Source organism: Pseudodesulfovibrio indicus (genome assembly GCF_001563225.1).
In the GTDB taxonomy this organism is placed as follows: Bacteria; Desulfobacterota; Desulfovibrionia; order Desulfovibrionales; family Desulfovibrionaceae; genus Pseudodesulfovibrio; species Pseudodesulfovibrio indicus.
Map to the genome: position 1 here is coordinate 3,830,868 of NZ_CP014206.1, position 22,430 is coordinate 3,853,297.

The 22,430-nt window shown below is 66.0% G+C and carries 22 protein-coding genes; 19 read left to right on the forward strand and 3 right to left on the reverse strand.

Features of this window, described 5'->3' with window-relative positions:
• Positions 1-88: 88 nt before the first annotated feature.
• Entirely contained in the window at positions 89-736 is a 648-nt protein-coding gene (locus AWY79_RS17415) for a carbonic anhydrase (protein WP_066806668.1), read from the reverse strand.
• Positions 737-1,054: 318 nt separating this feature from the next.
• On the opposite strand from AWY79_RS17415, the gene AWY79_RS17420 reads away from it, so the two are divergent.
• Both AWY79_RS17420 and AWY79_RS17425 read left to right on the forward strand, forming a co-directional pair.
• A complete protein-coding gene (locus tag AWY79_RS17420) occupies positions 1,055-1,387 on the forward strand; it encodes an STAS domain-containing protein (protein ID WP_066806670.1) in 333 nt (110 codons plus the stop codon).
• On the forward strand, positions 1,384-1,812 hold the full coding sequence (locus AWY79_RS17425; protein WP_066806672.1) for an ATP-binding protein: 429 nt from the start codon (positions 1,384-1,386) through the stop codon (positions 1,810-1,812). The genes AWY79_RS17420 and AWY79_RS17425 overlap by 4 nt, the downstream gene beginning before the upstream one ends.
• A gap of 81 nt (positions 1,813-1,893) precedes the next feature.
• On the opposite strand, the gene AWY79_RS17430 is transcribed toward AWY79_RS17425, so the two are convergent.
• Together AWY79_RS17430 and AWY79_RS17435 are read right to left on the reverse strand one after the other, a co-directional pair.
• A complete protein-coding gene (locus AWY79_RS17430; RefSeq protein WP_066806674.1) occupies positions 1,894-2,340 on the reverse strand; it encodes a CGGC domain-containing protein in 447 nt (148 codons plus the stop codon).
• 92 nt (positions 2,341-2,432) lie between these two features.
• A complete protein-coding gene (locus AWY79_RS17435) occupies positions 2,433-3,131 on the reverse strand; it encodes a FadR/GntR family transcriptional regulator (RefSeq protein ID WP_066806676.1) in 699 nt (232 codons plus the stop codon).
• 324 nt (positions 3,132-3,455) lie between these two features.
• Between AWY79_RS17435 and AWY79_RS17440 the strand changes: the two genes are divergently transcribed.
• From AWY79_RS17440 to AWY79_RS17520, 17 genes are all read left to right on the forward strand, one after another.
• Positions 3,456-4,253: a transporter substrate-binding domain-containing protein gene (locus AWY79_RS17440; protein ID WP_066806678.1), complete on the forward strand. Its 798-nt coding sequence runs from the start codon at positions 3,456-3,458 to the stop codon at positions 4,251-4,253.
• Between the two features lie 49 nt (positions 4,254-4,302).
• Positions 4,303-4,971, forward strand: a complete 669-nt coding sequence (locus tag AWY79_RS17445; RefSeq protein ID WP_066806680.1) for an amino acid ABC transporter permease — start codon at positions 4,303-4,305, stop codon at positions 4,969-4,971.
• Complete coding sequence (locus tag AWY79_RS17450) at positions 4,968-5,624, forward strand: amino acid ABC transporter permease (protein ID WP_066807379.1); 657 nt, start codon at positions 4,968-4,970, stop codon at positions 5,622-5,624. The genes AWY79_RS17445 and AWY79_RS17450 overlap by 4 nt, the downstream gene beginning before the upstream one ends.
• Positions 5,605-6,333 carry an amino acid ABC transporter ATP-binding protein gene (locus tag AWY79_RS17455; RefSeq protein WP_066806682.1) on the forward strand — a complete coding sequence of 243 codons (729 nt, stop codon included), beginning with the start codon at positions 5,605-5,607 and terminating at the stop codon, positions 6,331-6,333. The genes AWY79_RS17450 and AWY79_RS17455 overlap by 20 nt, the downstream gene beginning before the upstream one ends.
• A 20-nt stretch (positions 6,334-6,353) precedes the next feature.
• Positions 6,354-7,604 carry a Zn-dependent hydrolase gene (locus AWY79_RS17460; protein WP_066806684.1) on the forward strand — a complete coding sequence of 417 codons (1,251 nt, stop codon included), beginning with the start codon at positions 6,354-6,356 and terminating at the stop codon, positions 7,602-7,604.
• Between the two features lie 40 nt (positions 7,605-7,644).
• A complete protein-coding gene (gene ilvC / locus AWY79_RS17465) occupies positions 7,645-8,640 on the forward strand; it encodes a ketol-acid reductoisomerase (RefSeq protein ID WP_066806686.1) in 996 nt (331 codons plus the stop codon).
• A 202-nt stretch (positions 8,641-8,842) separates the two neighbouring features.
• Positions 8,843-9,511 (forward strand): (S)-ureidoglycine aminohydrolase, encoded by a 669-nt coding sequence (allE, locus tag AWY79_RS19495; protein ID WP_245392078.1) that lies wholly within the window; start codon positions 8,843-8,845, stop codon positions 9,509-9,511.
• 160 nt (positions 9,512-9,671) lie between these two features.
• On the forward strand, positions 9,672-10,445 hold the full coding sequence (locus tag AWY79_RS17475; RefSeq protein ID WP_066806688.1) for an NAD kinase: 774 nt from the start codon (positions 9,672-9,674) through the stop codon (positions 10,443-10,445).
• Between the two features lie 13 nt (positions 10,446-10,458).
• Complete coding sequence (locus tag AWY79_RS17480) at positions 10,459-12,624, forward strand: MFS transporter (protein WP_066806690.1); 2,166 nt, start codon at positions 10,459-10,461, stop codon at positions 12,622-12,624.
• A gap of 219 nt (positions 12,625-12,843) precedes the next feature.
• Positions 12,844-14,622 (forward strand): sensor histidine kinase, encoded by a 1,779-nt coding sequence (locus tag AWY79_RS17485; protein WP_066806692.1) that lies wholly within the window; start codon positions 12,844-12,846, stop codon positions 14,620-14,622.
• Positions 14,619-15,965, forward strand: a complete 1,347-nt coding sequence (locus tag AWY79_RS17490) for a sigma-54-dependent transcriptional regulator (RefSeq protein ID WP_066806695.1) — start codon at positions 14,619-14,621, stop codon at positions 15,963-15,965. Before AWY79_RS17485 ends, AWY79_RS17490 begins: the two co-directional genes overlap by 4 nt.
• Positions 15,966-16,280: 315 nt before the next feature.
• The gene (locus AWY79_RS17495) at positions 16,281-16,925 is read left to right on the forward strand and encodes a succinate dehydrogenase/fumarate reductase transmembrane subunit (RefSeq protein ID WP_066807381.1); all 645 of its coding nucleotides are present in this window, start codon (positions 16,281-16,283) and stop codon (positions 16,923-16,925) included.
• 13 nt (positions 16,926-16,938) lie between these two features.
• Positions 16,939-18,819: a fumarate reductase flavoprotein subunit gene (locus tag AWY79_RS17500; RefSeq protein WP_066806697.1), complete on the forward strand. Its 1,881-nt coding sequence runs from the start codon at positions 16,939-16,941 to the stop codon at positions 18,817-18,819.
• A gap of 24 nt (positions 18,820-18,843) precedes the next feature.
• Positions 18,844-19,584, forward strand: a complete 741-nt coding sequence (locus AWY79_RS17505; RefSeq protein WP_066806699.1) for a fumarate reductase iron-sulfur subunit — start codon at positions 18,844-18,846, stop codon at positions 19,582-19,584.
• A gap of 1 nt (position 19,585) precedes the next feature.
• A complete protein-coding gene (locus AWY79_RS17510) occupies positions 19,586-20,425 on the forward strand; it encodes a fumarate hydratase (protein ID WP_066806701.1) in 840 nt (279 codons plus the stop codon).
• Positions 20,425-20,982: a Fe-S-containing hydro-lyase gene (locus AWY79_RS17515; protein WP_066806702.1), complete on the forward strand. Its 558-nt coding sequence runs from the start codon at positions 20,425-20,427 to the stop codon at positions 20,980-20,982. Before AWY79_RS17510 ends, AWY79_RS17515 begins: the two co-directional genes overlap by 1 nt.
• A gap of 26 nt (positions 20,983-21,008) precedes the next feature.
• Complete coding sequence (locus AWY79_RS17520) at positions 21,009-22,331, forward strand: malic enzyme-like NAD(P)-binding protein (protein ID WP_066806704.1); 1,323 nt, start codon at positions 21,009-21,011, stop codon at positions 22,329-22,331.
• Positions 22,332-22,430: the final 99 nt, after the last annotated feature.

A 22,430-nucleotide genomic window follows, 5' to 3' on the forward strand; every position in this document is an offset into this window, starting at 1 on the left:
TTAGCTCCCCGAAAGGGGCGGCGACGCCTGGGTGAACTGCCGACCGGCTCCGGTTGTAGTCCCTTTTCTCCCGGTGCGCAAGGGGCCCCTATTCGTCGTAGGTGGTCGGGATCTCCAGCGGCTCGAAGGTCTTGGTCTGGCGCAGGTAGCTGAGCAGCTGGCCGGACTCCATGTCGAAATACCAGCCGTGCAGGTTCAGGGTCCCCGCCTCCACCCGCTCCGTGATCCAGGGGAAGGTCAGCAGGTTGCGCAGGGACTGGAGGATGCCCGCCATCTCGCAGGCGGTGCAGGACTTCTTGTTGACCTCGCCGAAGTGGTCCACCACCTCTTCGCGCACCGGGCCCATGACCGACAGCCACTTGTACAGGAACTCGGTGTGCCGGACCTTGTCGTCGTGCATCAGCGCGTCGATGCCGCCGCACAGGGAATGGCCCAGGACGATGAGGTTGGATATCTGGAGCACCTTGACCGCGTATTCGATGGCCGAGGACACGCCGTGGTAGCCCGCGTCCCGCTCGTAGGGCGGGACGATGTTGGCCACGTTGCGGACCACGAAGATTTCGCCCGGCTCGCACTGCATGATGAAGGAGGGGTCGGTGCGCGAGTCGCTGCACGCGATGACCATGGTGGTCGGGGACTGGCCGCGGCAGAGCAGCTCGAAGGGAGCGTCCTCGCGGCAGAAGTATTCGTTGCGAAAGTTCCTGAAGCCGGAGATGAATTTCTTGATGTCCTTCATGCGCGGAGCCTCCTCTCGGGTCCGGACCGTTCCGCCCGGGCCGCTGCTGGATCGTTCGACAGGGACGACGGCCGCCGGTGCGCCCGCTCCGGGCCTCGCCCCGAAGGGGTTCACTAAGGCATTTCCGGGCGGGAGGCAATGCGCGGTTGCCCGCCCCGCCCGGCGAAAATCGCGCCGGGCCGGGGCGGGGCGGGCGATGCAGAAAATGAGAGCCTTCCGCACGCTTTTCTGATACTGCCGGGAAAGGCTGGATTTGCGCCCTCCCGGAGGGCGACGCCACCCCGAAAACCGCAACGACAAGGCCACAGGAGAGAATCGATGGATATAGCCGTGGACAGACGCGAAGACGGCGTGGTGCTCGCCATTGCCGGGCGCATGGACGCCCTGACCGCGCCGGAGCTGGAAAAGGTCGTGCGCACCCTCGTGGACGACGGCGTGGCCGCCGTGGTCGCCGACCTGAGCGGGCTGGAGTACATCAGTTCCGCCGGACTGCGCTCCATCCTGGCCTCGGCCAAGATGCTCCGCGCCGGGGGCGGCAAGCTCGGCTTCTGCGGCCTGGACGGCATGGTCCGCGAGGTCTTCCAGGTGGCCGGGCTGGAGAACATGTTCACCGTCACCGCCACGGCGGGCGAAACCTTCGCCGCGTTATGACCAGGCGCGCCGTCACCTTCCGCATCAAGGCGACCCTGAGCAGGCTGCCCGCGGCCCAGGCCTTCGCCCGCAACGAGATCCAGCGGCACTGCGTCACCGACGCGATCCTGAACCGGCTGGAGCTGGTCTGCGAGGAGCTCTTCGCCAACGTGGCCAACCACGCCTATCCCGACGGGACCGGCGATGTCGAATTGAGCTGCATGACCGGCCGCGACGGGGCGGGCAACTGCTATTTCTGCCTCCGCGTGCGCGACTGGGGACTGCCCTTCAATCCCCTGAGCGCCCCCGAGCCGGACCTGGGGGCGGACCTCGACGGACGGCCCGAGGGCGGCCTGGGCGTGCTGCTGGTCAAGCGCATGGCCGACAACTGCCACTACCGCCGCGAGGACGGGGCCAACGAGTTCCGGGCCTGCTTCAAGATCTAGGGGAGCAGACGCTTAAGGACGAGGCCTTCCCGGATAGCGGAAGGGCGCGAAAGGCGCCCTCCGCGATTTCCGCGAATCCGGCTAGTCGTACGCCCGGCGCGTCGCCTCGTCCGGCATGACCGACGCGAGCACGGGCTCCCAGCGGGGTTCCCGCCAGGTCCCCAGCCGGGTGTGCATGTCCAGATATTTCTGCGGGACGGGATGGGTGCCGCAGACCACCTCCACGCCGTAGCGCTCTTCCAGAAAGGACTTGAAGGCGTCGATGTTCGGGCAGGGCGGGTAGCCCACGATCAGGCCGGTGGCCAGATGGACGACCTCCACGCCGTTCTTGACCATCTCCTCACCGAGATACTCCACGTTCCCGCCGGGGCAACCGGCGCAGGTGGTGTATCCCACCAGCTCGACCTCGCGGCCCGCATAGCGCGAGAACGCGCCCTCCCGGTTGCGCAGGGCGCGGAAGCACTTGCCTCCGGCACAGCGCCGGTAACGGTCGCAGATGACGATGCCGATCTTGACTGGATCGTTCATGGCAGCTCCTTCGGCCGGTCTCCGCCGGCCATTGCATGGGACAGGACTCCGCCGGGAAATTCTGGCGGGCCGGCGATGCCGAAGGATGCGCCCTACTCCACCAGCTTGACCCTGGCCCGCTTGGCCACGCCCTGGATGTGCCGCTCCATGGCCCGATGGGCCTCGGCCGCGTCGCCCGCCTGGATGTGCCGCATCAGCTCCTCATGCTCGCAGACGGTCTCCACCACGCCTTCGTCAAAGGCCAAGGGGAGCTTCTGGCTCTCGAAAAACAGCTCCATGAACGGGGAGATGGCCTCGGTGAAGAACCGGTTGTTGGCGGCCTCGATCATCAGGGAGTGGAAGGAAAAATCGAGCTCGAAGAAAGCGGCGAAATCCTGCCGGGCCATGGCCTTGCGCATGGCCTCCACCACCGCGTTCATGTCCGCGATCTGCGCGTTGGTGCCGTTGACCGCCACCAGTCCGGCGATGGCCGGTTCGACGGCATAGCGGAACTGGTACATCTGGGACACCCTGCCGGACAGCTCCCTGGGAACCTGGACCTTCGCCCCGGAGGACGGCGTCGCCCCGCCGGGCTCGCCTCCGGCCAGAAACACGCCCTTGCCGGGCCGGATCTCGATCCGCCCCCTGGCCTCCAGGGCCACCAGGGCCTCCCGGATGGTCGGCCTGCTGAACGGCAACTCATCGGCCAACGTCCGCTGGGACGGCAGCTGAAAGCCGCTGCCCCATCCGTTCTCGGCGATCATGGCCTCGATGCTCTCCACGGCCTCGTCGGACCGCGACTTGCGTGCCACGCTGTTCTCCTTGCTCACATTGTCCCCCGTACTTTCCCAGTCCGATGCAAAACGATCGACCGGCGGAAACCAATCCACCTGGTAAGACCAGTACATGGTCAAACCATAACCATACTTGGCGACGCCCTGTCCACATTTTTTTAACAACCGACATTTTTGCAGGTAATTTCTTACAATTTAACTTTATTGTTAATCTAGATTTATTTTTGGAAAGATAAAATTTTGATATTGACAATAACCGCAATATGAACCACCAATGGCTTACCGGTCAGACCGGATGGCAAAAAACTGTGCTTACCGAAACATCAATTGGAGAGAGAGAACATGAACATTTCAATCAGCGCCTTCTGCAAGGTCGCCCTCGCGTGCATGCTGGCCTTGGTCCTCGCAAGCGGCCCCGCCCTCGCCTCGGACACCCTGTCGCAGATCAAGGAATCCGGCGTCCTCAAGGTCGCCGTGCCTCAGGACTTCCCCCCGTTCGGTTCCGTCGGCCCGGACATGCAGCCCATCGGTTACGACATAGACATGGCCGCCCTGATCGCCGCCAAGCTCGGCGTGCAGGTCAAGCTGGTCCCGGTGACCAGCACCAACCGCATCCCCTACCTGACCACCGGCAAGGTGGATCTGGTCATCTCCTCGCTGGGCAAGAACCCCGAGCGGGCCGCGGTCATCGACTTCTCCAACGCCTACGCCCCGTTCTTCAACGGCGTCTTCGGCACCAGTGACGAGAAGGTCGCCTCCGCCGCCGACCTGGCCGACAAGACCGTCGCCGTCACCCGCGGCTCCATCGAGGACCTGGAGCTGACCAAGGTCGCGCCCCAGTCCACGGTCATCAAGCGGTTCGAGGACAACAGCTCGACCATCGCCGCCTACCAGACCGGCCAGGTGGACCTGGTCGCCACCGGCAACGTCGTGGCCGCCTCCATCAACGACAAGAAGCCCGCCAAGATGCTGGAGACCAAGTTCATGATCAAGAACTCGCCCTGCTACGTGGGCGTCGCCAAGGAGCAGCCCGCGCTCATGGAACAGGTCAACGCCATCATCGCGGGCGCCAAGAAGGACGGTTCCCTCGGCGCCATCGCCGAGAAGTGGCTGCACAACCCCCTGCCCGAGAACCTCTAGAAACGATCCGGGGCGGGAGGTTGCCCTCCCGCCCCTTCAAGGCCACGCCATGTCCTATCAATTTTCCATCGAACCGATCATCAGCAACTGGGGAATGTTCGTCGAGGGCGGCCTGATGACGCTGCTCCTGACCGCCCTCGGATCGGTCGTCGGCATCGGGGCCGGCATTCTCGGCGCGGTCTCCCGGGCCTGGAAGTTGAAAATCCTGCACCCGGTCTACACCGTGTATGTGGAATGCGTCAGGAACACCCCGTTCCTGGTCCAGCTCTACTTCATCTTTTTCGGCCTGCCCGCCCTCGGCGTGAGGCTGAGCGGATGGGAGGCCTCGTTCCTGGCCATGGCCCTGAACCTCGGGGCCTACTCCACCGAGATCATCCGGGCGGGCGTCCAGTCCATCCCGCGCGGCCAGATGGAGGCCGCCGAATCACTGGCCCTGAGCCGCTGGCAGACCTTCCGTTTCGTGGTCCTGCGCCCGGCCCTGAAGAACGTCTGGCCCGCCCTGTGCAGCCAGATCATCATCGTCATGCTCGGCTCGTCGGTCTGCTCCCAGGTGGCCGCGCAGGAGCTGACCTACACGGCCAACCTCATCCAGTCGCGGACCTTCCGGGCGTTCGAGATATATGCCTTCAGCACGTTCCTGTACCTCCTGCTGGCGATCATGGTCCGCAAGTTCCTGTACGTCCTGGGCAACAGGTTCATCTTCGGGAGGACGGCATGATCGAATTCACCCTCTGGGACATCGTCCGCCATCTCCTCCTGGGAGCGGCCTGGACCGTCGGGCTGTCGCTCATCGCCTTTGTCTCGGGCGGCGCGGTCGGCCTGCTGATCCTCATCGCCCGCATCTCGTCCCGCCCGGCCCTGTCCCGGCCCGCCCGGGCGTACATCGAATTCTTCCAGGACACGCCGCTCCTGATGCAGCTCTTCCTGATCTTCTTCGGCATCGGCCTGCTCGGCTTCGACATCTCGCCGCTGGCCACCGCCGCCCTGGGGCTGACCCTGTTCACCAGCGCCTACCTGGCCGAAATCTGGCGCGGCTGCGTGGAGTCCATCGCCAACGGCCAATGGGAGGCCGGGGAGAGCCTGGCCCTGGGCCGCTGGCAACAGCTGCGCTTCGTCATCCTGCCCCAGGCCGTCCGCATCGCCGTACCCCCCACCGTCGGATTCTCGGTCCAGGTGGTCAAGGGAACCGCGGTCACCTCGATCATAGGCTTCATGGAAATCACCAAGACCGGTTCCATGATCTCCAACGCGACCTTCAAGCCGCTGCTCGTCTACGGCCTGGTCGCCCTGGGATACTTCATCATCTGTTATCCGCTGTCGGCCCTGGCCAGACAGGTGGAAAGGAGGCTCCATGCCGCTTGTAGCCGCTGAGGGCATTCACAAGAGTTTCGGGGACAACGAGGTCCTCAAGGGCGTCGACCTGAAGGTCGCGGAAGGCGAAGTCGTGGCCATCATCGGCCGCAGCGGCTCCGGCAAGAGCACCCTGCTGCGCATCCTCAACGGCCTGGAGTCCTTTGACGACGGCATCCTGGTCATCGACGGCGACCGCCGGACCGGCACCGAGGCGGATCTCCGCCCCCTGCGCCTCAAGGTCGGCATGGTCTTCCAGCAGTTCAACCTGTTCCCCCACCTGACCGCCGGGGAGAACGTCATGCTCGCCCCGAAGCAGGTCAAGAAGGTGGATTCGAGTGAGGTCCGCGCCCTGGCCGAGGAAATGCTCGCCCGGGTGGGCCTCGCCGACAAGTTCAACGCCTATCCCGACCAGCTGTCCGGGGGCCAGCAGCAGCGGGTGGCCATCGCCCGCTCCCTGGCCATGCAGCCCAAGGTCCTGCTGTGCGACGAGATCACCTCGGCCCTGGACCCGGAGCTGGTGGGCGAGGTCCTGGAAGTGGTCCGCAAGCTGGCCGAGGAGGGCATGACCCTGATCATGGTCACCCACGAGATGCGCTTCGCCCGCGAGGTCGGCGACAAGCTCGTCTTCATGCACCAGGGCAAGGTCCATGAGCAGGGCGACCCCAAGGCGCTCTTCGCCGCACCGTCCACACCGGAACTGGCCTCCTTCATCCAGGCCATCGATTAACCCTCAACCGCAAGAAGATCATGAACACCATCCATATCAATCCCGAGCGGCTGCAACGGTTCCTGACCGAGATCGCCGCCTACGGGGCGACCCCCGACGGGGGCGTCACCCGGCTGGCCCTGAGCGACGAGGACCGGGACGCCCGAAACCGGCTGCGGGCCTGGTTCGAGGAAGCGGGCTGCGAGACGAAGATCGACCGCATGGGCAACATGTTCTTTGTCCGCCCCGGCAAGAACCGCGCCCTGCGCCCGGTCATGACCGGCTCGCACTGCGACTCCCAGCCCCAGGGCGGCCGCTTCGACGGCATCCTCGGCATCGTCGGCGGGCTGGAGGCGGTCTGCGCCCTGAACGACGCGGGCGCGACCCTGGAGCGCGACCTCATCGTGGTCAACTGGACCAACGAGGAGGGCAGCCGCTTCACCCCCGGCACCACCGGCTCGGGCGTGTTCGCGGGAAAGCTCGACCGAGAGGCCATGTACGCCCTGAAGGACCGCGACGGCCTTACCTTCGGCGCGGAACTCGAACGCATCGGCTACAAGGGCGACGAGGACTTCAACCCCGGCCCCCTGCACGCCAATTTCGAGTACCACATCGAACAGGGGCCGGTGCTGGAGCGCCGGGGGATGACCATCGGCGTGCCCAAGGGCATCGTCTGCCTCCGCTGGTTCGACGTGTTTATCGAGGGCGTGCCCAACCACGCCGGGCCGACCCCCATGGACGAGCGCCAGGACGCGATCCACGCCTTCGCCCGCATGGCCTCGGAGATTTTCGCCATCGGCCTCGACTCCGACGGCGTGGTGGCCACCGTGGGCGAGGTGCACCCCTCCCCCAACTCGCGCAACGTCATCGCGGGCAAGGTCCACTTCACCATCGACGTGCGCGGCTGGGACGAGACGGAGACCGACCGCGTCTGCGCCGAGATCGAGAGGACGGTGGCCGAAAAGGCGCGGGTCACCGGGACCACCGCCGAGCTGCGCCGCACCTGGGAAGTGGAGCGCGCGCCCTTCCATCCGCGGCTGGTGTCCCTGATCCGCGACACCGCGCGCGAACTGGGGCTGCCCGCCCTGGACATGGTCTCGGGCGCGTCCCACGACACCGTGTACATCAACCAGTCCACGCCCAGCGCCATGATCTTCGTGCCGTCCATCGGCGGCCGGAGCCACGCCGAGGTGGAAGAGACCTCCTGGACCGACTGCGCGGCCGGAGCCGACGTGCTCCTCAACTGCCTGGTCAAGACCTGCAACGACCCCGAAGGCGCGGAGTACGCCTAAGCCCTCCGCGCGGACCCATACAGCACAAAAAGGAACTACCATGAGCGACATCCAATTCGAGAAGATCTACCGCGACGAGGACGTGGACCTGTCCGTCCTCGACGGCAGGACCATCGCCATCATCGGCTACGGCAGCCAGGGCCGCGCCCAGTCCATGAACATGCGCGAGAGCGGCGTGAACATAATCGTGGGCGCGGGCGACCGCACCCGCCACTCCAGCTGGGACAAGGCCGAGGCGGACGGCTTCGAGGTCTATTCCATCGAGGAGGCCGTGGAAAAGGCGGACATCGTCCACATCCTGCTCCAGGACCCGGCCCAGCCGTCCGTGTACTACGACTCCATCCACAAGCACCTGAAGCCGGGCCAGACCCTGAGCTTCGCCCACGGCTTCGCCATCCTCTACGGCACCATCAAGCCGCCCAAGGACGTGGACGTGGTCCTGTTCGTGCCCAACGGCCCCGGCCCGGTCACCCGCCAGAAATTCAAGGACGGCTCCGGCATCTGGGGCTGCGTCAGCGTGGACCAGGACGTCAGCGGCAACGCCATGGCCACGGCCCTGGCCATCTCCAAGGCGGTCGGCTCCACCCGCGTGGGCGTGGTCGAGATGACCTTCCAGCACGAGACCGAGGGCGACAACTACGAGGAGCAGGTGCTCTACGGCGGGACCATCCATCTCATGCGCACCATGTTCGACATCATGGTCAGGAACGGCTACCCGCGCTCCTTCGCCTACGCCAAGGCGATCCGCTCCATCCGCTCGATCATCGACGACATCGACGCCGTGGGCATCGAGTCCTACCTGACCTCCCGGGCCAGCCGGACCTGCGAATTCGCCGTGCGCCACAGCGGCCCGCGCGTCATCAACGAGGCAGCCATGGAAGCAATCTTCCAGGAGACCGAGCGCGGCATCTTCGCCCGCAACTGGCTGCAGGAATTTTCCCTGGGAATGCCCACCCTGAACCGCATGCGCCGCACCTGGGCGGATTCGGACATGGAAAAGACCGGAAAAATCTGGCGCGACAAGTTCGGAAAATAGTACACCTCCCCTCGCCGGGGCGCGGCGGAACCGACCTCTCCGCCGCGCCCCGGACCGAATCTCAAGCAGGCCGAACACAACAAGGAGCAACCATGCCCTATCCAAAAGGGTTCCTGAAGAACCGTTCCGTCTTCGTCCCCGGCAAATACGCGGTCATCTCCGACGAGGGGCGGGTGACCAACGTGGTCCCCGGCATCAAGGGATGCGCCATGACCATCCTGGCCTCGCCCAAGCTCGGGGCCAACTTCGTGCAGTTGATCGGGACCGTGTCCGAAAAGGGCCACACCACCATCCCATACGGCCGCGAGGAGGGCGTGGAGTCGTTCCTCTTCGTCCTGGACGGAGCCGGGACCCTCAAGGTCACCGTGGACGGCCGCGCCGAGACCCTGGCCGCCGGGGGTACGTCTACGCGCCCCCGGGCAAGGGCGTCGGCTTCGCCTCGGCGGGCGACGCGCCGGTGCGCATCCTGCTCTACAAGCAGCGGTTCGTGCCCCACCCGGACCCGGAGATGCGCAGGCCGTGGATGGTCACCGGCTCCATCCGGGCCATCGAGGAGCGGTTCTACGACAACATGGAGAACGTCTTCGTGCGCGACCTGCTGCCCGTGGACGAGGCCTTTGACATGAACTTCCACACCCTGGCGTTCCTGCCCGGCGGCTGCCATCCCTTTGTGGAGACCCACGTCCAGGAGCACGGTGCCTACATCTACGAGGGCCAGGGGCTGTATCTCCTCGACGAGGAATGGATTCCGGTGCAGACCGAGGACTTCCTGTGGTTCGCCCCCTACTGCAAGCAGGCCTGCTACGGCACCGGGCTGACCCGCATGGAGTACATCTACTCCAAGGACTGCCACCGCGACGAAGCGATCTGATTTCGCCGGGAAAACCGGCAATACTCCCCTGCGCGCCGCCCGGACCTCCGGGCGGCGCGCACTCGTTTTCGAGCCTCGCGCCGACGGACTCCCCCCTTTACGGAACCGGCCATGCGTTGTAGTGGGTCCGGCAGGAAACCGTCCAAAACAGGATCGAGCCATGACCATCGAACCACTGCGAATCGCCTGTGCGGCCTCGGATACGCCCACGGCCAGGGAGCGGCACGCCGTCTTGAAGGAACGCTACCCGCTGGTCCCCCCGGACGAGGCCGACGTCCTGGTGGCGCTGGGCGGCGACGGCTTCATGCTCCGCACCGTGCACGAGAACCTGGACCGGAACATCCCCATCTACGGCATGAACTGCGGCTCCATCGGGTTCCTGCTCAACCAGTTCGACCCGGACGGGTTGCCGGAAAAGCTGCGCGCGGCCCAGGTTCACCTGCTCCACCCGCTGGCCATGACCGCCACCACCGTGGACGGCGAACGCATCCCGGCCCTGGCCTTCAACGAGGTGGCCATGCTCCGCAACTCCCAGCAGTCGGCCAACATCCGGCTGTTCATCAACGGCCGGGAGCGCCTGGACAAGTTGGTCTGCGACGGGGTCATGATCGCCACCCCGGCGGGCAGCACGGCCTACAACCTGTCCGCCCACGGCCCGATCATCCCCATGGGCTCCAACGTCCTGGCCCTGACCCCCATCTGCCCCTTCCGGCCCCGGCGCTGGAACGGCGCGCTGCTGCCCAACACCGCCACCGTGGAGTTCGAGATCCTCGCCCCCCGCCGCCGCCCGGTGAACGTCACCGCGGACTTTCTGGAGGTCCGCAACGCGGCCCACATCCACGTCCGCGAGGACCTGGAGCGCGAGGCCCGCATCCTGTTCGCCCCGGACCACTCCCTGGAGGAGCGCATCTTCAACGAGCAGTTCGTCCACTGACGCCGGGAACGACATGCAGCCGACCACGAGCAACCGAACCCTCGTCGCCATCCTGGGGGGCGGACTCTTCTCCGCCCTGGGCGTGGGGCTGTTCGCCTTCATCCTGCCCCTGGTCTCCCTGGACGAGCGGGTCAGCGGCGCGTGGATCGGCACCGCCTTTGCCGGGTACTATCTGGCCAAGCTCCTGGTCTCGCCCCTGTCCGGGCTGGCCGCCGACCGGTTCGGCCCCCGGCGCGTGCTCATCGCGGCCACCTGCGCGGGCTGCCTCGTCCCCCTCGCCTATTTCGCCGTTCCCTCTCTGATGACGCTCTACGCCATCCAGATCTGCCTGGGGCTGGTCTCCGGCCTGGTCCGGCCCGTGGGGCTGGCCGCCCTGGGCGGCTCCGGCTCCGGCCCGGCCCTGTCCCGGCGGTTCGCGGTCCACGCCGCCCTGTTCAGCGGCGCGACCTTTGCCGGGCCGATCCTGGGCGGGCTGCTCTACCAGGGCGGGACCATGGAGCCGGTGCTGCTGGGGTTGGTCCTCTGCCTGGGGCTGGCCCTGGCCGCCACCGGCCTGCTGCCCGCCGGGACAGCCACCACCCGCCCCCGCGAGGAGGAACCCGCCGGGAACCCGCGCCCGTCCCGCGAGAAGACCTTCGCCCTGCTCCTGGCCATCGGCGGGCGCAGCCTGGGCATCGGGCTGCTGACCGCCTTCTATCCCATCGTCCTGGCCTCCGCCCTGGGGCGGCACGGCCCGGTGGTGGCGGCGGTCTACGCCGTTCCCGGCCTGGCCACCTTCCTGGGGCTGGCCCTGTCGGGCCGGTTCACCCACCGCGCCCCGCACATGGACCGCATCGTCCTCGGCATGCTGCTCAGCGCGTGCGGCCTGTTCGCCCTGGGCGAGTGCACCCGGCTGTGGCAGTTCGTGACCTTCGGCACGCTCATGGGGTTCGGCTCGGCCCTGTCCATCCCGGCGTCCATGTTCCTGGCCTCCACCCTGACCCGCAGGCAGGGGGCCATCTTCGGCGCGGCCAACCTCGCCTCGGGCCTGGGCTTCCTGTTCGGGCCGCTGCTCGGCGGGCTGATCATCGCCCGGCTCCACTCGCCCCTGCCCGCCCTCCAGGCGGCGGCCGTGCTCGGCGCGTTCTGCTGCCTGCCCATGCTGGCCGTGGTCTTTCGCGAGCAATTCCACTGGGGGCGCGGCATGGTCCGCACCGCCGTGGTCTGCCTCGGCATCCTGTTCGCGGCCCTGATGACCGCCGGCCTCTCCCCCAACCTGGGCCTGGACCGCCCGGAACGGGACCTCTACCGGTTCACGGACGTGGCCATGGGCACGGTGGTCAATCTGACCCTGGAGGCGCAGAGCCGCGAGGGCGCGTCCCTGGCCGCGCGCCGGGCGATGACCGCCATGCGCGCCCTGCAGCAGGACTTCGACCACCGCAACCCGCGCGGCTCCGTGGGGCGCATCAACCGCGCCGCCGGGCAGTCCTGGGTCAAGCCCTCGCCCCGGACCTTCTCCCTGCTCACGCGGGCGCTCGAACTGAGCAGGGCCACGAACGGGGTGTTCGACCCCACGGTGGGCGCGCTGACCACCTCGCCCTTCTACTACGCCATGGACGAATCCGTGGCCCGGGCCAAGTCCGGGCTGGTGGACTACCGGCTGGTGCTCCTGGACCGGCCCGGCGCCAGGGTCCGGCTCAAGAAGCGGGGCATGGCCCTGGACCTCGGCGGCATCGCCAAGGGGACCATCGTGGACGCCGCCGTGGAGCTGCTCCAAAAGCAGGGCATCCGGGCGGGCATCGTGGAGGCGGGCGGCGACTTCCGCTGTTTCGGCGACCGCCAGTGGCGGGTGGGCGTCCGCCACCCGCGCACCTCCGCCGTGTTCCAGACAATCCCCATCCGGGAGCGCAGCGTATGCGGCTCCGGGGACTACCAGCAGTTCGTGGACGCGGGCGACGGCGCGGACGGGCAGCGCCACCACCACATCATCGATCCGTCGACCCTGGACTCGGCCCACGAGTCCATCGGCGTCACGGTCATCGCGGACACGGCGGAGCTGGCCGACGGGCTGGCCACCACCCTGTTCATCATGGGCCCGGCCAGGGGGACCGAATTCCTGAAACGCTACTCCCCGGACAGCGCGGCCATCTGGTTCCTGCCCGACCGCACCGTGGCCTACACCGACAATTTCCCGCACTGAGCCGCTTTCGCCCCCGGTTCGGTATCCTATTTGCTACACCAACCCCATGATCCCAGAGATGATTTGGAATAACTGCCATTATTTCGGACTATTGGCCGATTCACGCCGAGCGGACGCCCATTTTGCCCCTTGCGTAATAGGCGGATTTCCGCCTATCGATGGGAAAACGGCCCCCGGAGGACGGACCACATCTCCCGGAACCAGGGAGAAGGCGCGGACATGAAACTCAACGAAACCCGGTTCAACGCCCCGGCCGTGACCATGGGGCTGCTGCTGCTCGTCGGCCTGCCGTTCATCGTCGGGCTGCTGGTGCAGTACGACTATCTCCAGGAGCTGAAGCAGGTCTCGGACGAGCGGCTGACCCTGTACGAAATGACCCTCGATTCGGAGCTGCGCAAGTACGAATACCTGCCCTACCTGATCTCCGAGAACGGCATGGTCTCCGCCTTCCTGACCAAGGGCGGCGAGGGCGTGCCGGTCAACCGGTTCCTCAAGCGCGTGAACACCATCGCCGAGTCGTCCGTGGTCTACATCATCGGCACGGACGGCGTCGTCAAGGCGGCCTCCAACTGGGACCGCCCCAACGCCTTCATCGGCCTGGACCTCGGCTTCCGCCCCTACTTCCGCGACGCCATGGAAGGCCGACAGGGGACCTTCTTCGGCGTGGGCATCACCCGCGGCGAGCCGGGCATCTACATCTCGCACCCCATCAAGGACCGGGACGAGGTCATCGGCGTGGCCGTGGCCAAGATCGCCCTGTCCCCCCTGGAGCATCTCTGGAAGGAGGGCGGCGAGACCCTGTTCGTGACCGACGCCAACGGGGTCATCGTCCTGACCAGCCGCCCGTCGTGGAAGTACATGTCCCTGACCCCGCTGGACGAGGGCACCATCCAGGAGATCCATAACCGGGAGCACTATCCCCGGTTCCAGCTCAAGCACCTGCCGTGGAAGACCCGGACCAGGTTCGGCTTCGTCCAGGAGACGACCATCGGCAAGGAGCGGTTCCTGATGAACACCCGGGGCATCTCCGGCACGGACTGGAAGATCAGCTACCTGACCCCCCAGGCCCCCCTGTGGGAGCGGACCCTCGGCGTCTCCCTGACCACCTTCGTCCTCCTGGGGCTGGCCGTGCTGACCCGGCTCTTCCTGCGCGAACGCCGCCAGCGGGAGATCTCCCGCCAGCAGGCGGTGGAGGCCAACCGCATCAGGGACATCAACCGCCAGTTGGAGCAGGAGGTCGAGGAGCGCAAGCGGACCGAGCACGAGCTGCGCGCGGCCCAGGAGGAGCTGATCCAGGCGGGCAAGCTGGCCGCGCTGGGCGAGATGGCCACGGCCATCGCCCACGAGCTGAACCAGCCCATCGCGGCCACCAAGACCTACGTGGCCAGTTGCCGCCTGATGCTCAAGCGCGACAAGCTGGACGACCTGGACCCCACCCTGCGCAAGGTCTCGGAGCTGGGCGACCGCATGGCCAAGGTCACCGGGCAGCTCAAGTCTTTCGCCCGCAAGACCACGGACAAGGAGATCGAGTTCGACCTGCGCCAGGCCGTGAAGGAGGCGCTCAACCTGATGAAGCACCAGTTCGTGGTCGAGAACTGCGACCTCAAGCTCTCCATGCCGGGTCAGCCCGTGCAGGTCATGGGCGACCGCATGCGCATGGAGCAGGTGCTCATCAACCTCTTCCGCAACGGGCTGGACGCCCTGCAGGACACCCCGGAACCGCTCATCGGCGTGCGCCTCTACGAGGACGGCGACCGGGCCACCATCCACGTCTGGGACAATGGTCCGGGCATCGCCGAAGAGGTCGGCAAAAAGATTTTCGAACCCTTCGTGACCACCAAGAAAGAGGGCATCGGCGTGGGCCTCGGCCTGTCCATCTCGTACAAGATCGTCAAGGACATGCGCGGCGACTTCCGGGTGGCCAACCGCGAGCCCAACGGGGCCGAGTTCTTCATCCACCTTCCCCTCTGCAAACACCAACAGGAAGCCAAACTATGACCAAGGTCATTCTCGTGGACGACGAACAGTCGGTCCGCGACTCGGCAAGGCAATGGCTTGAGCTGTCGGACTTCGACGTCACGGACTACGCCGACGCCAGGATCGCGCTCAAGGACATCACCCCGGACTATGCGGGCATCGTGCTCACCGACGTGAAGATGCCGGGCATGGACGGGCTCGCCTTCCAGAAGCACATCCAGGACATCGACCCGCACATCCCGGTGGTTTTGTTCACCGGCCACGGCGACATCGCCATGGCCGTGGAGGCGATCCAGGGCGGGGCCTACGACTTCGTGGAGAAGCCCTTCGACCCCGAGCAGATCGTGGAAACCATCAAGCGCGCCCTGGAAAAGCGCCGCCTGGTGCTGGAAAACCGCCAGCTCAAGATGGCCCTGTCCGGGTGCGAGGGCATCGACTCCCGGCTGGTCGGCACCAGCCCGAGCATGCGGGAGCTCAAGAAGGAGATCACCCACATCGCCCCGACCATCGCCAACATCCTCATCTTCGGCGAGACCGGCACGGGCAAGGAGGTCATCGCCCGCGCCATCCACACCCTGTCCACCCTGAACAAGGGGCCGTACCTGGCGCTGAACTGCGCCACCATCCCGGTGTCCATGGCCGAAAGCGAGCTCTTCGGCCACGTGTCCGGCGCGTTCACCGGGGCCAGCGGCAAACGCGTGGGCAAGCTGGAGGCGGCCAACGGCGGGACCCTGTTCCTGGACGAGCTGAACTCCATGCCCCTGGACGTCCAGGGCAAGCTGCTGCGCGCCCTGGAGATGCGCGAGATCATCCCCCTGGGGGCCAATACCCCCCGGCCGGTGAACTTTCGGCTGATTTCCGCCATGAACGAGCACCCGCGCACGGCCATCGAGGAAGGACGGCTGCGCGAGGACCTCTATTTCCGCATCAACACGGTGGAGGTGAACGTCCCGCCCCTGCGCGAACGCATGGAGGACATCCCCCTGCTCTTCTCCTTCTTCCTGGAGCGCACCGCCGACACCTACGGCATGACCGCCGAGCCGCTGGGGCCGGAGAGCCTGGCCCTGCTCATGAGCCACGACTGGCCCGGCAACGTCCGCGAGCTGAAGAGCCTGGCCGAGCGGTACATCCTCTCGCCCCTGCCGCCCAACGAGCGCATCGCCCGGATCATGCCCGACAAGGCGGGCGACACCACCCCGGCGGTGGGGCTGCGCGAGCAGGTTTCCCTGTTCGAGCGCCACCTCATCCAGGAGTCCCTGACCCGCAACGGCGGGTCCATCAAGGACGTCATGAACGACCTCGCCGTCCCCCGCCGCACCCTGAACGAGAAAATGACCAAATACGGACTGAAACGGTCTGAATAATCCCTCGGCGGATTCTTGCCGATCCGCACCCGCCCGATTGGCAAGAACTCGCTCACTCCCCAAATCCTGACTTTTTATAGCGCCGGAATACCGTGACTTTTTCGTCACGGTCTTCTGGCATGCCTGTTGCTCAAGAGAGTCGTTGCGATCCATTTCCATGGGTTGAGGAGGTTCGCGGAAGGACCCCGAAATGTTGCCTCGGACGAGAACGAGGCGGCAGGCGGCTCCCGACCGATCCGCACGCAATGGACAGCGGTTGATGAGGCAGAGATTCTCTCCCCATTCGTATCAATCAAGAACCACAGGTGAAGAATGATGAAAACCTTTACGACATCCGTCCCAGGCTTGTCCCGCACCGACGCCGGTCTCGACTGGCTCCAGATGCTGACGGGCGCGAGCCTGATCCTGTTCATGTGGTGTCACATGCTGCTCGTTTCCTCGGTAGTCATCTCTCCGAGCGTCATGAACGCCATCGCAGGCTTCTTCGAGGCCACCTACATGGCCCAGGTGGGCGGGCCCCTGATCTTCCTGACCTTCCTGGTCCACTTCGTCCTGGCCGCGCGCAAGATTCCCTTCCGCGCCGAGGGACAGGCCGTCATCTGGCAGCACGCGAAGATGCTCAAGCACCGCGACACCTGGCTCTGGGTCGTCCAGGCCGGGACCGCCATGATCATCCTGATCCTGGGCGCCATCCACATGTGGGTCGTGCTCAACGACCTGCCCATCACCGCCGCCAAGTCCGCCGCGCGCATGCAGCACTTCTGGTGGTTCGTCTTCTACATGATCCTCCTTCCCTGCGTGGAGCTTCACGTCAGCGTCGGTTTCTACCGCATCGCCGTGAAATGGGGATTCGTGAAATCCGATCAGCGCAAGGGGTTCAAGCGTTTCGAGACCACCCTGTTCACCATCTTCATGGTCATCGGCGTCATCACCCTGATCCGCTTCGTAACGTTAGGCTAGCGAGGAGTTGAAAATGCAGACTTACTATTCCGACCTGCTGGTCATCGGCGCCGGACTGGCCGGCGAACGCGTGGCCTGCGAGGCCGCGCAGAACGGATTCAAGGCCACCTGCCTGTCCATCGTCCCGGCCAGGCGCTCCCACTCCTCGGCCGCGCAGGGCGGCATGCAGGCCGCCCTGGGCAACTGCGCCAAGGGCGAGGGCGACGGCCCGGACGTCCACTTCATCGACACCGTCAAGGGCTCGGACTGGGGCTGCGACCAGGAGGTCGCCCGCCTCTTCGCCGACGCCGCGCCCATCGAGATGCGCCGCCTGGCGGCCTGGGGCGTGCCCTGGAACCGCGTGGTCCCCGGCCAGTCCTTCTACTTCAAGGGCGGCGAGAAATTCGAAAAATACGAGAAAGAGGAAAACGAGGGGCTGATCACCGCCCGCTCCTTCGGCGGCACGGCCAAGTGGCGCACCTGCTACACCTCGGACGGCACCGGCCACGCGGTCATGTGCACCATGGACAACCGCTGCGCCGAGCTCGGCATCGACGTCTTCGACAAGAAGGAGGCCATCGCCCTCATCCATGACGGCGAGACCTGCATGGGCGCGGTGGTCCGCTGCCTGCGCACCGGCCAGCTCGAAGTCTTCCTGGCCAAGGCGACCGCCATCTGCACCGGCGGCTTCGGCCGCATCTACAAGGCCACCACCAACGCGGTCATCTGCGACGGCGGCGGCCACATCCTGGCCCACGAGACCGGGGTGGTGCCCATCGGCAACCCCGAGTCCATCCAGTTCCACCCCACCGGCATCGTGCCCACCGACATCCTGGTCACCGAGGGCTGCCGCGGCGACGGCGGAACCCTGCTCGACGTCAACGAAGAGCGGTTCATGCACATCTACGAGCCGGAAAAGGCCGAGCTGGCCTCCCGCGACGTGGTCTCCCGCCGCATGACCGAGCACATGCGCGCCGGAAAGGGCGTCAAGTCCCCCTACGGCGAGCACCTGTGGCTCGACATCCGCCACCTGGGCGACAAGCACATCTCCACCAAGCTGCGCGAAGTGGACGAGATCTGCCACCACTTCCTCGGCGTGGACCCGCGCGTGGAGCTGATCCCCGTGCGCCCGACCCAGCACTACACCATGGCCGGCATCCGGACCAACAAGGACGGCGCGGCCTACGGCCTCAAGGGTCTGTACTCCGCGGGCGAAGCGGCCTGCTGGGACATGCACGGCTTCAACCGCCTGGGCGGCAACTCCCTGGCCGAAACCGTGGTCGCGGGCGGCATCATCGGTGCCAAGATCGTCGAGTTCCTCAAGGGATACGAGACCAAGTTCGACACCGCCGCCATCAACGCCGAGGTCAAGCGGCAGCAGGAACGCATCCATGACGTGATCCACGGCCGCAACGGCAAGCTCAACGTCTACAAGGTTCGCGGCGAGATGCAGGACGCCCTGATGAAGGGCTGCTTCGTGTTCCGCAACAAGGAAGGGCTGGAAGAGTGCGTCGCCACCCTGCAGTCCACCCTGGAGAAGGCCCGCAAGGTCGGCCTGGTGTCCGACGGCGCCGGCCCGAACCACGAGCTGGCCGCCGCCCTCAAGATCGAGGGGCAGGTCCGCCTGGCCCTGTGCATCGCCCAGGCGGCCCTGATGCGCACCGAATCGCGCGGCTCCCACAACCGCGAGGACTTCCCCGAGCGCAACGACGCCGAGTGGCTCAACCGGACCCTGGCCTACTGGCCCGTGGGCGCGGACATGCCCGACCTGAAGTACGAGGACACCACCCCGCTCTTCGAGCTGCCTCCGGGCGACCGCGGTTACGGCGGCGGCAAGATCATCCCGGCTGACGAAAAGTACGTGAAGGAGCGGACCATCAAGAGCCCCGTCACCGAAATCGGCAAGAAGAAGTAACTCGGATCAAGAAAGGAACGCATCATGGGTAGACAACTCAAATTCGAAATATTCCGGTACAATCCCGAGAAAGAGGGCGATGTCCCGCGCATGCAGGAATACACCCTCGACGAGACCCCCAACATGACCCTGTTCATCGCCCTGAACAGGCTGCGCGAGGAGCAGGACCCGAGCCTCATCTTCGACTTCTGCTGCCGCGCGGGCATCTGCGGGGCGTGCGCCATGGTCATCAACGGCCGTCCCGGCCTGGCCTGCCAGACCAAGACCAAGGACCAGCCCGGGCACCTCATCCTGCACCCCCTGCCGGTCTTCAAGCTGGTGGGCGACCTGTCCGTGGATACCGGCGTCTGGTTCCGCGAGATGTACGCCAAGACCGAGTCCTGGGTGCACACCAACAAGGTCTTCGACCCCACCCAGGAAGAGGAGCGCATGGACAACGAAGTGGCCGAGCAGATCTACGAGCTGGAGCGCTGCATCGAATGCGGCTGCTGCATCTCCGCCTGCGGCACGGCCCGCCTGCGCGACGACTTCATGGGTGCCGCCGCCCTCAACCGCATCGCCCGCTTCGTGGTGGACCCCCGGGACCAGCGCACGGACGAGCAGTACTTCGAGGTCATCGGCAACGACAACGGTATCTTCGGCTGCATGGGCCTGCTGGCCTGCGAGGACGTCTGTCCCAAGGGACTCCCCCTGCAGAACCAGCTCGGCTTCCTGCGCCGCAAGATGGGCATCACCGCAATGAAGAACATCTTCAGGAAGAAATAGCATGCGTACCATCCAGACCACCGACATCATCGACGCCGTCGCCAAGATGTGCGCCAGCGCCAACACCGAGCTGCCCGCCGACGTGCGCAACCGGCTCGAAAAGGCCATGGAAGAGGAAACCAGCGCGTCCGCCAAGGAAGTGCTGCGCCAGCTCCTGGAAAACGCGGACCTGGCTTTTGAAACCAAACTCCCCCTGTGTCAGGACTGCGGCCTGGCCGTCTACTTCGTGGAAGTGGGCGACGAGGTGCGCATCGAGGGCGGCAACCTGCGCGAGGCCATCGACGAAGGCACCCGCAAGGGCTACGCCGACGGCTACCTGCGCAAGTCCGCCTGCGACCCGCTGACCCGGGCCAACACCGGCGACGGCACCCCGGCCGTCATCCACTTCGACTTCGTGCCCGGCGACAAGCTCAAGATCTCCTACATGGCCAAGGGCGGCGGCGCCGAGAACATGTCCCGCGTGACCATGCTCGCCCCGGCCCAGGGCTGGGAAGGGATCAAGAAGTTCGTGGTCGAACGGGTGGCCGAGGCCGGTCCCAACCCCTGCCCGCCCACCGTCATCGGCGTGGGCATCGGCGGGACCTTCGAGCACGCGGCCAAGATCGCCAAGCGCGGCCTGTTGCGCAAGCTGGACGACACCCATCCCGATCCGGCCATCGCGGCCAAGGAAAAGGAGCTGGAGGACGCCCTGAACGCCCTCGGCATCGGCCCCATGGGCCTGGGCGGCAAGACCACCGTGCTCGGCGTGAAGATCACCATGGAACCGTGCCACCTGGCGAGCCTGCCCCTGGCGGTCAACGTCCAGTGCCACTCCCAGCGGCACGAGGAGGTCATACTCTGATGGCTGAATACAAACTGAACACCCCGCTGACCGACGAAGACATGGCCCAGCTCAAGGCTGGCGACGTGGTCTTCCTGACCGGGACCATCTACTCCGCGCGCGACGCGGCCCACAAGAAACTCGTGGAGCTGCTCGACGCGGGCAAGGAACTGCCCTTCGAACTCAAGGGCGCGGCCATCTACTACGTCGGCCCCTCCCCGGCCCCTCCGGGCCGCCCCATCGGGGCCGCCGGGCCGACCACCAGCTACCGCATGGACTCCTACGCCCCGCGCCTCTACTCGCTGGGCCTCAAGGCGACCATCGGCAAGGGCAAGCGCAACGCCGAGACCCGAAAGGCCATGCAGGACTACACCGCCGTGTACTTCGGGGCCACGGGCGGCGCGGGCGCGCTGCTCTCCAATTCCATCGTCAAGTCCGAGGTCATCGCCTTTGACGAGCTCGGCCCCGAGGCCGTCCGCGAGATGACCGTCGAGGACTTCCCGCTGCTGGTCATCAACGACGCCCACGGCGGCGAACTGTACGCCGTGCCGGACCTCGAAGCCGCAGGCATCAAGTAACGCACAACAACCACAAGGAGACTATAATGGCTTTATTCACCAAGCAGGAGGCGCTCGACTACCACTCCATGGGGAGAAAGGGAAAGGTCGAGGTCGTCCCGGTCAAACCGTGCAAGACCCAGAAGCACCTGTCCATGGCCTACAGCCCCGGCGTGGCCGAGGCGTGCAAGGCGATCCACGCCGACCCCGAGCTGGTCTATGAATACACCGGCCGCGGCAACCTGGTGGCCGTGGTTTCCAACGGCACCGCCGTGCTCGGCCTGGGCAACATCGGCCCCCTGGCCGGCAAGCCGGTCATGGAAGGCAAGGGCGTGCTGTTCAAGGTCTTCGGCGACGTGGACGTCTACGACATCAACCTGGACGTGACCGACCCGGACAAGCTGTGCGAAGTGGTCAAGACCCTGGAACCGACCTTCGGCGGCATCAACCTCGAAGACATCAAGGCCCCGGAATGCTTCTACATCGAAGAGAAGCTGAAAAAGGAAATGGGCATCCCCGTCTTCCATGACGACCAGCACGGCACCGCCATCGTCACCGCCGCCGGCATGATGAACGCCATCGAGATCTCGGGCAAGAACCCGGCCGACATGCGCGTGGTCATCTCCGGCGCCGGCGCGGCAGCCATCGCCTGCACCAACCTGTACCGGAACATGGGCGTGAAATTCGAAAACATCGCCATGTTCGATTCCAAGGGCCACATCAACAAGTCCCGCACGGACCTGAACGAGTTCAAGCAGCAGTACGCCACCGAGAAGGCCTACGGCTCCCTGGCCGAGGCCATGGTCGGCGCGGACTGCTTCCTGGGCCTGTCCAAGGCGGGCGTGGTTTCCAAGGAGATGGTCAAGTCCATGTCCGACAACTGCCCGATCATCTTCGCCTGCGCCAACCCCGACCCCGAAATCACCTACGACGACGCCAAGGAAGCGCGGCCCGACTGCATCATGGGCACCGGCCGCTCCGACTTCCCCAACCAGGTGAACAACGTCCTCGGCTTCCCCTTCATCTTCCGCGGCGCGCTCGACTGCGGCGCCACGGCCATCACCGAAGGCATGAAGCTGGCCGCGGCCCAGGCCCTGGCCGACCTGGCCAAGACCGAGGCCCCGAAATACGTCTGCGAGGCGTTCGGCGTGGACAAGCTCGAGTTCGGCCCGGAATACGTCATTCCCAAGGCGCTGGACCTGCGGCTCATCGAATACGTCTCCGTGGCCGTGGCCAAGGCCGCCATGGAGGAGGGCGTGGCCCGCAAGCCGCTCGACCTCGACGCCTACAAGAGCGCACTGAGCAAGCGCATCGCCGACTCCAGCAGCCGCGTGAGCGCCTTCGTTGAAACCTATCACCTCGGAATATAAAAATTAAATGCCGGGCGGCCCAACGGGGTCGCCCGGCGTTTATCCTCAGCGCCGTCTGGGGTTGCGGTCCGTTCCGAGGTGGAAACGCACAACATTGAG

Bases quoted from the DNA above. Each gene is read 5' to 3' on its own strand.
- AWY79_RS17500 (WP_066806697.1), top strand. From the start codon at position 16,939: ATGCAGACTTACTATTCCGACCTGCTGGTCATCGGCGCCGGACTGGCC.
- AWY79_RS17440 (WP_066806678.1), top strand. From the start codon at position 3,456: ATGAACATTTCAATCAGCGCCTTCTGCAAGGTCGCCCTCGCGTGCATG.
- AWY79_RS17475 (WP_066806688.1), top strand. From the start codon at position 9,672: ATGACCATCGAACCACTGCGAATCGCCTGTGCGGCCTCGGATACGCCC.
- allE (WP_245392078.1), top strand. From the start codon at position 8,843: ATGCGCCATGACCATCCTGGCCTCGCCCAAGCTCGGGGCCAACTTCGT.
- AWY79_RS17505 (WP_066806699.1), top strand. From the start codon at position 18,844: ATGGGTAGACAACTCAAATTCGAAATATTCCGGTACAATCCCGAGAAA.
- AWY79_RS17415 (WP_066806668.1), bottom strand. From the start codon at position 736: ATGAAGGACATCAAGAAATTCATCTCCGGCTTCAGGAACTTTCGCAAC.
- AWY79_RS17430 (WP_066806674.1), bottom strand. From the start codon at position 2,340: ATGAACGATCCAGTCAAGATCGGCATCGTCATCTGCGACCGTTACCGG.
- AWY79_RS17425 (WP_066806672.1), top strand. From the start codon at position 1,384: ATGACCAGGCGCGCCGTCACCTTCCGCATCAAGGCGACCCTGAGCAGG.
- AWY79_RS17460 (WP_066806684.1), top strand. From the start codon at position 6,354: ATGAACACCATCCATATCAATCCCGAGCGGCTGCAACGGTTCCTGACC.
- AWY79_RS17495 (WP_066807381.1), top strand. From the start codon at position 16,281: ATGAAAACCTTTACGACATCCGTCCCAGGCTTGTCCCGCACCGACGCC.
- AWY79_RS17450 (WP_066807379.1), top strand. From the start codon at position 4,968: ATGATCGAATTCACCCTCTGGGACATCGTCCGCCATCTCCTCCTGGGA.
- AWY79_RS17515 (WP_066806702.1), top strand. From the start codon at position 20,425: ATGGCTGAATACAAACTGAACACCCCGCTGACCGACGAAGACATGGCC.
- AWY79_RS17480 (WP_066806690.1), top strand. From the start codon at position 10,459: ATGCAGCCGACCACGAGCAACCGAACCCTCGTCGCCATCCTGGGGGGC.
- ilvC (WP_066806686.1), top strand. From the start codon at position 7,645: ATGAGCGACATCCAATTCGAGAAGATCTACCGCGACGAGGACGTGGAC.
- AWY79_RS17420 (WP_066806670.1), top strand. From the start codon at position 1,055: ATGGATATAGCCGTGGACAGACGCGAAGACGGCGTGGTGCTCGCCATT.
- AWY79_RS17520 (WP_066806704.1), top strand. From the start codon at position 21,009: ATGGCTTTATTCACCAAGCAGGAGGCGCTCGACTACCACTCCATGGGG.
- AWY79_RS17455 (WP_066806682.1), top strand. From the start codon at position 5,605: ATGCCGCTTGTAGCCGCTGAGGGCATTCACAAGAGTTTCGGGGACAAC.
- AWY79_RS17485 (WP_066806692.1), top strand. From the start codon at position 12,844: ATGAAACTCAACGAAACCCGGTTCAACGCCCCGGCCGTGACCATGGGG.
- AWY79_RS17445 (WP_066806680.1), top strand. From the start codon at position 4,303: ATGTCCTATCAATTTTCCATCGAACCGATCATCAGCAACTGGGGAATG.
- AWY79_RS17490 (WP_066806695.1), top strand. From the start codon at position 14,619: ATGACCAAGGTCATTCTCGTGGACGACGAACAGTCGGTCCGCGACTCG.
- AWY79_RS17510 (WP_066806701.1), top strand. From the start codon at position 19,586: ATGCGTACCATCCAGACCACCGACATCATCGACGCCGTCGCCAAGATG.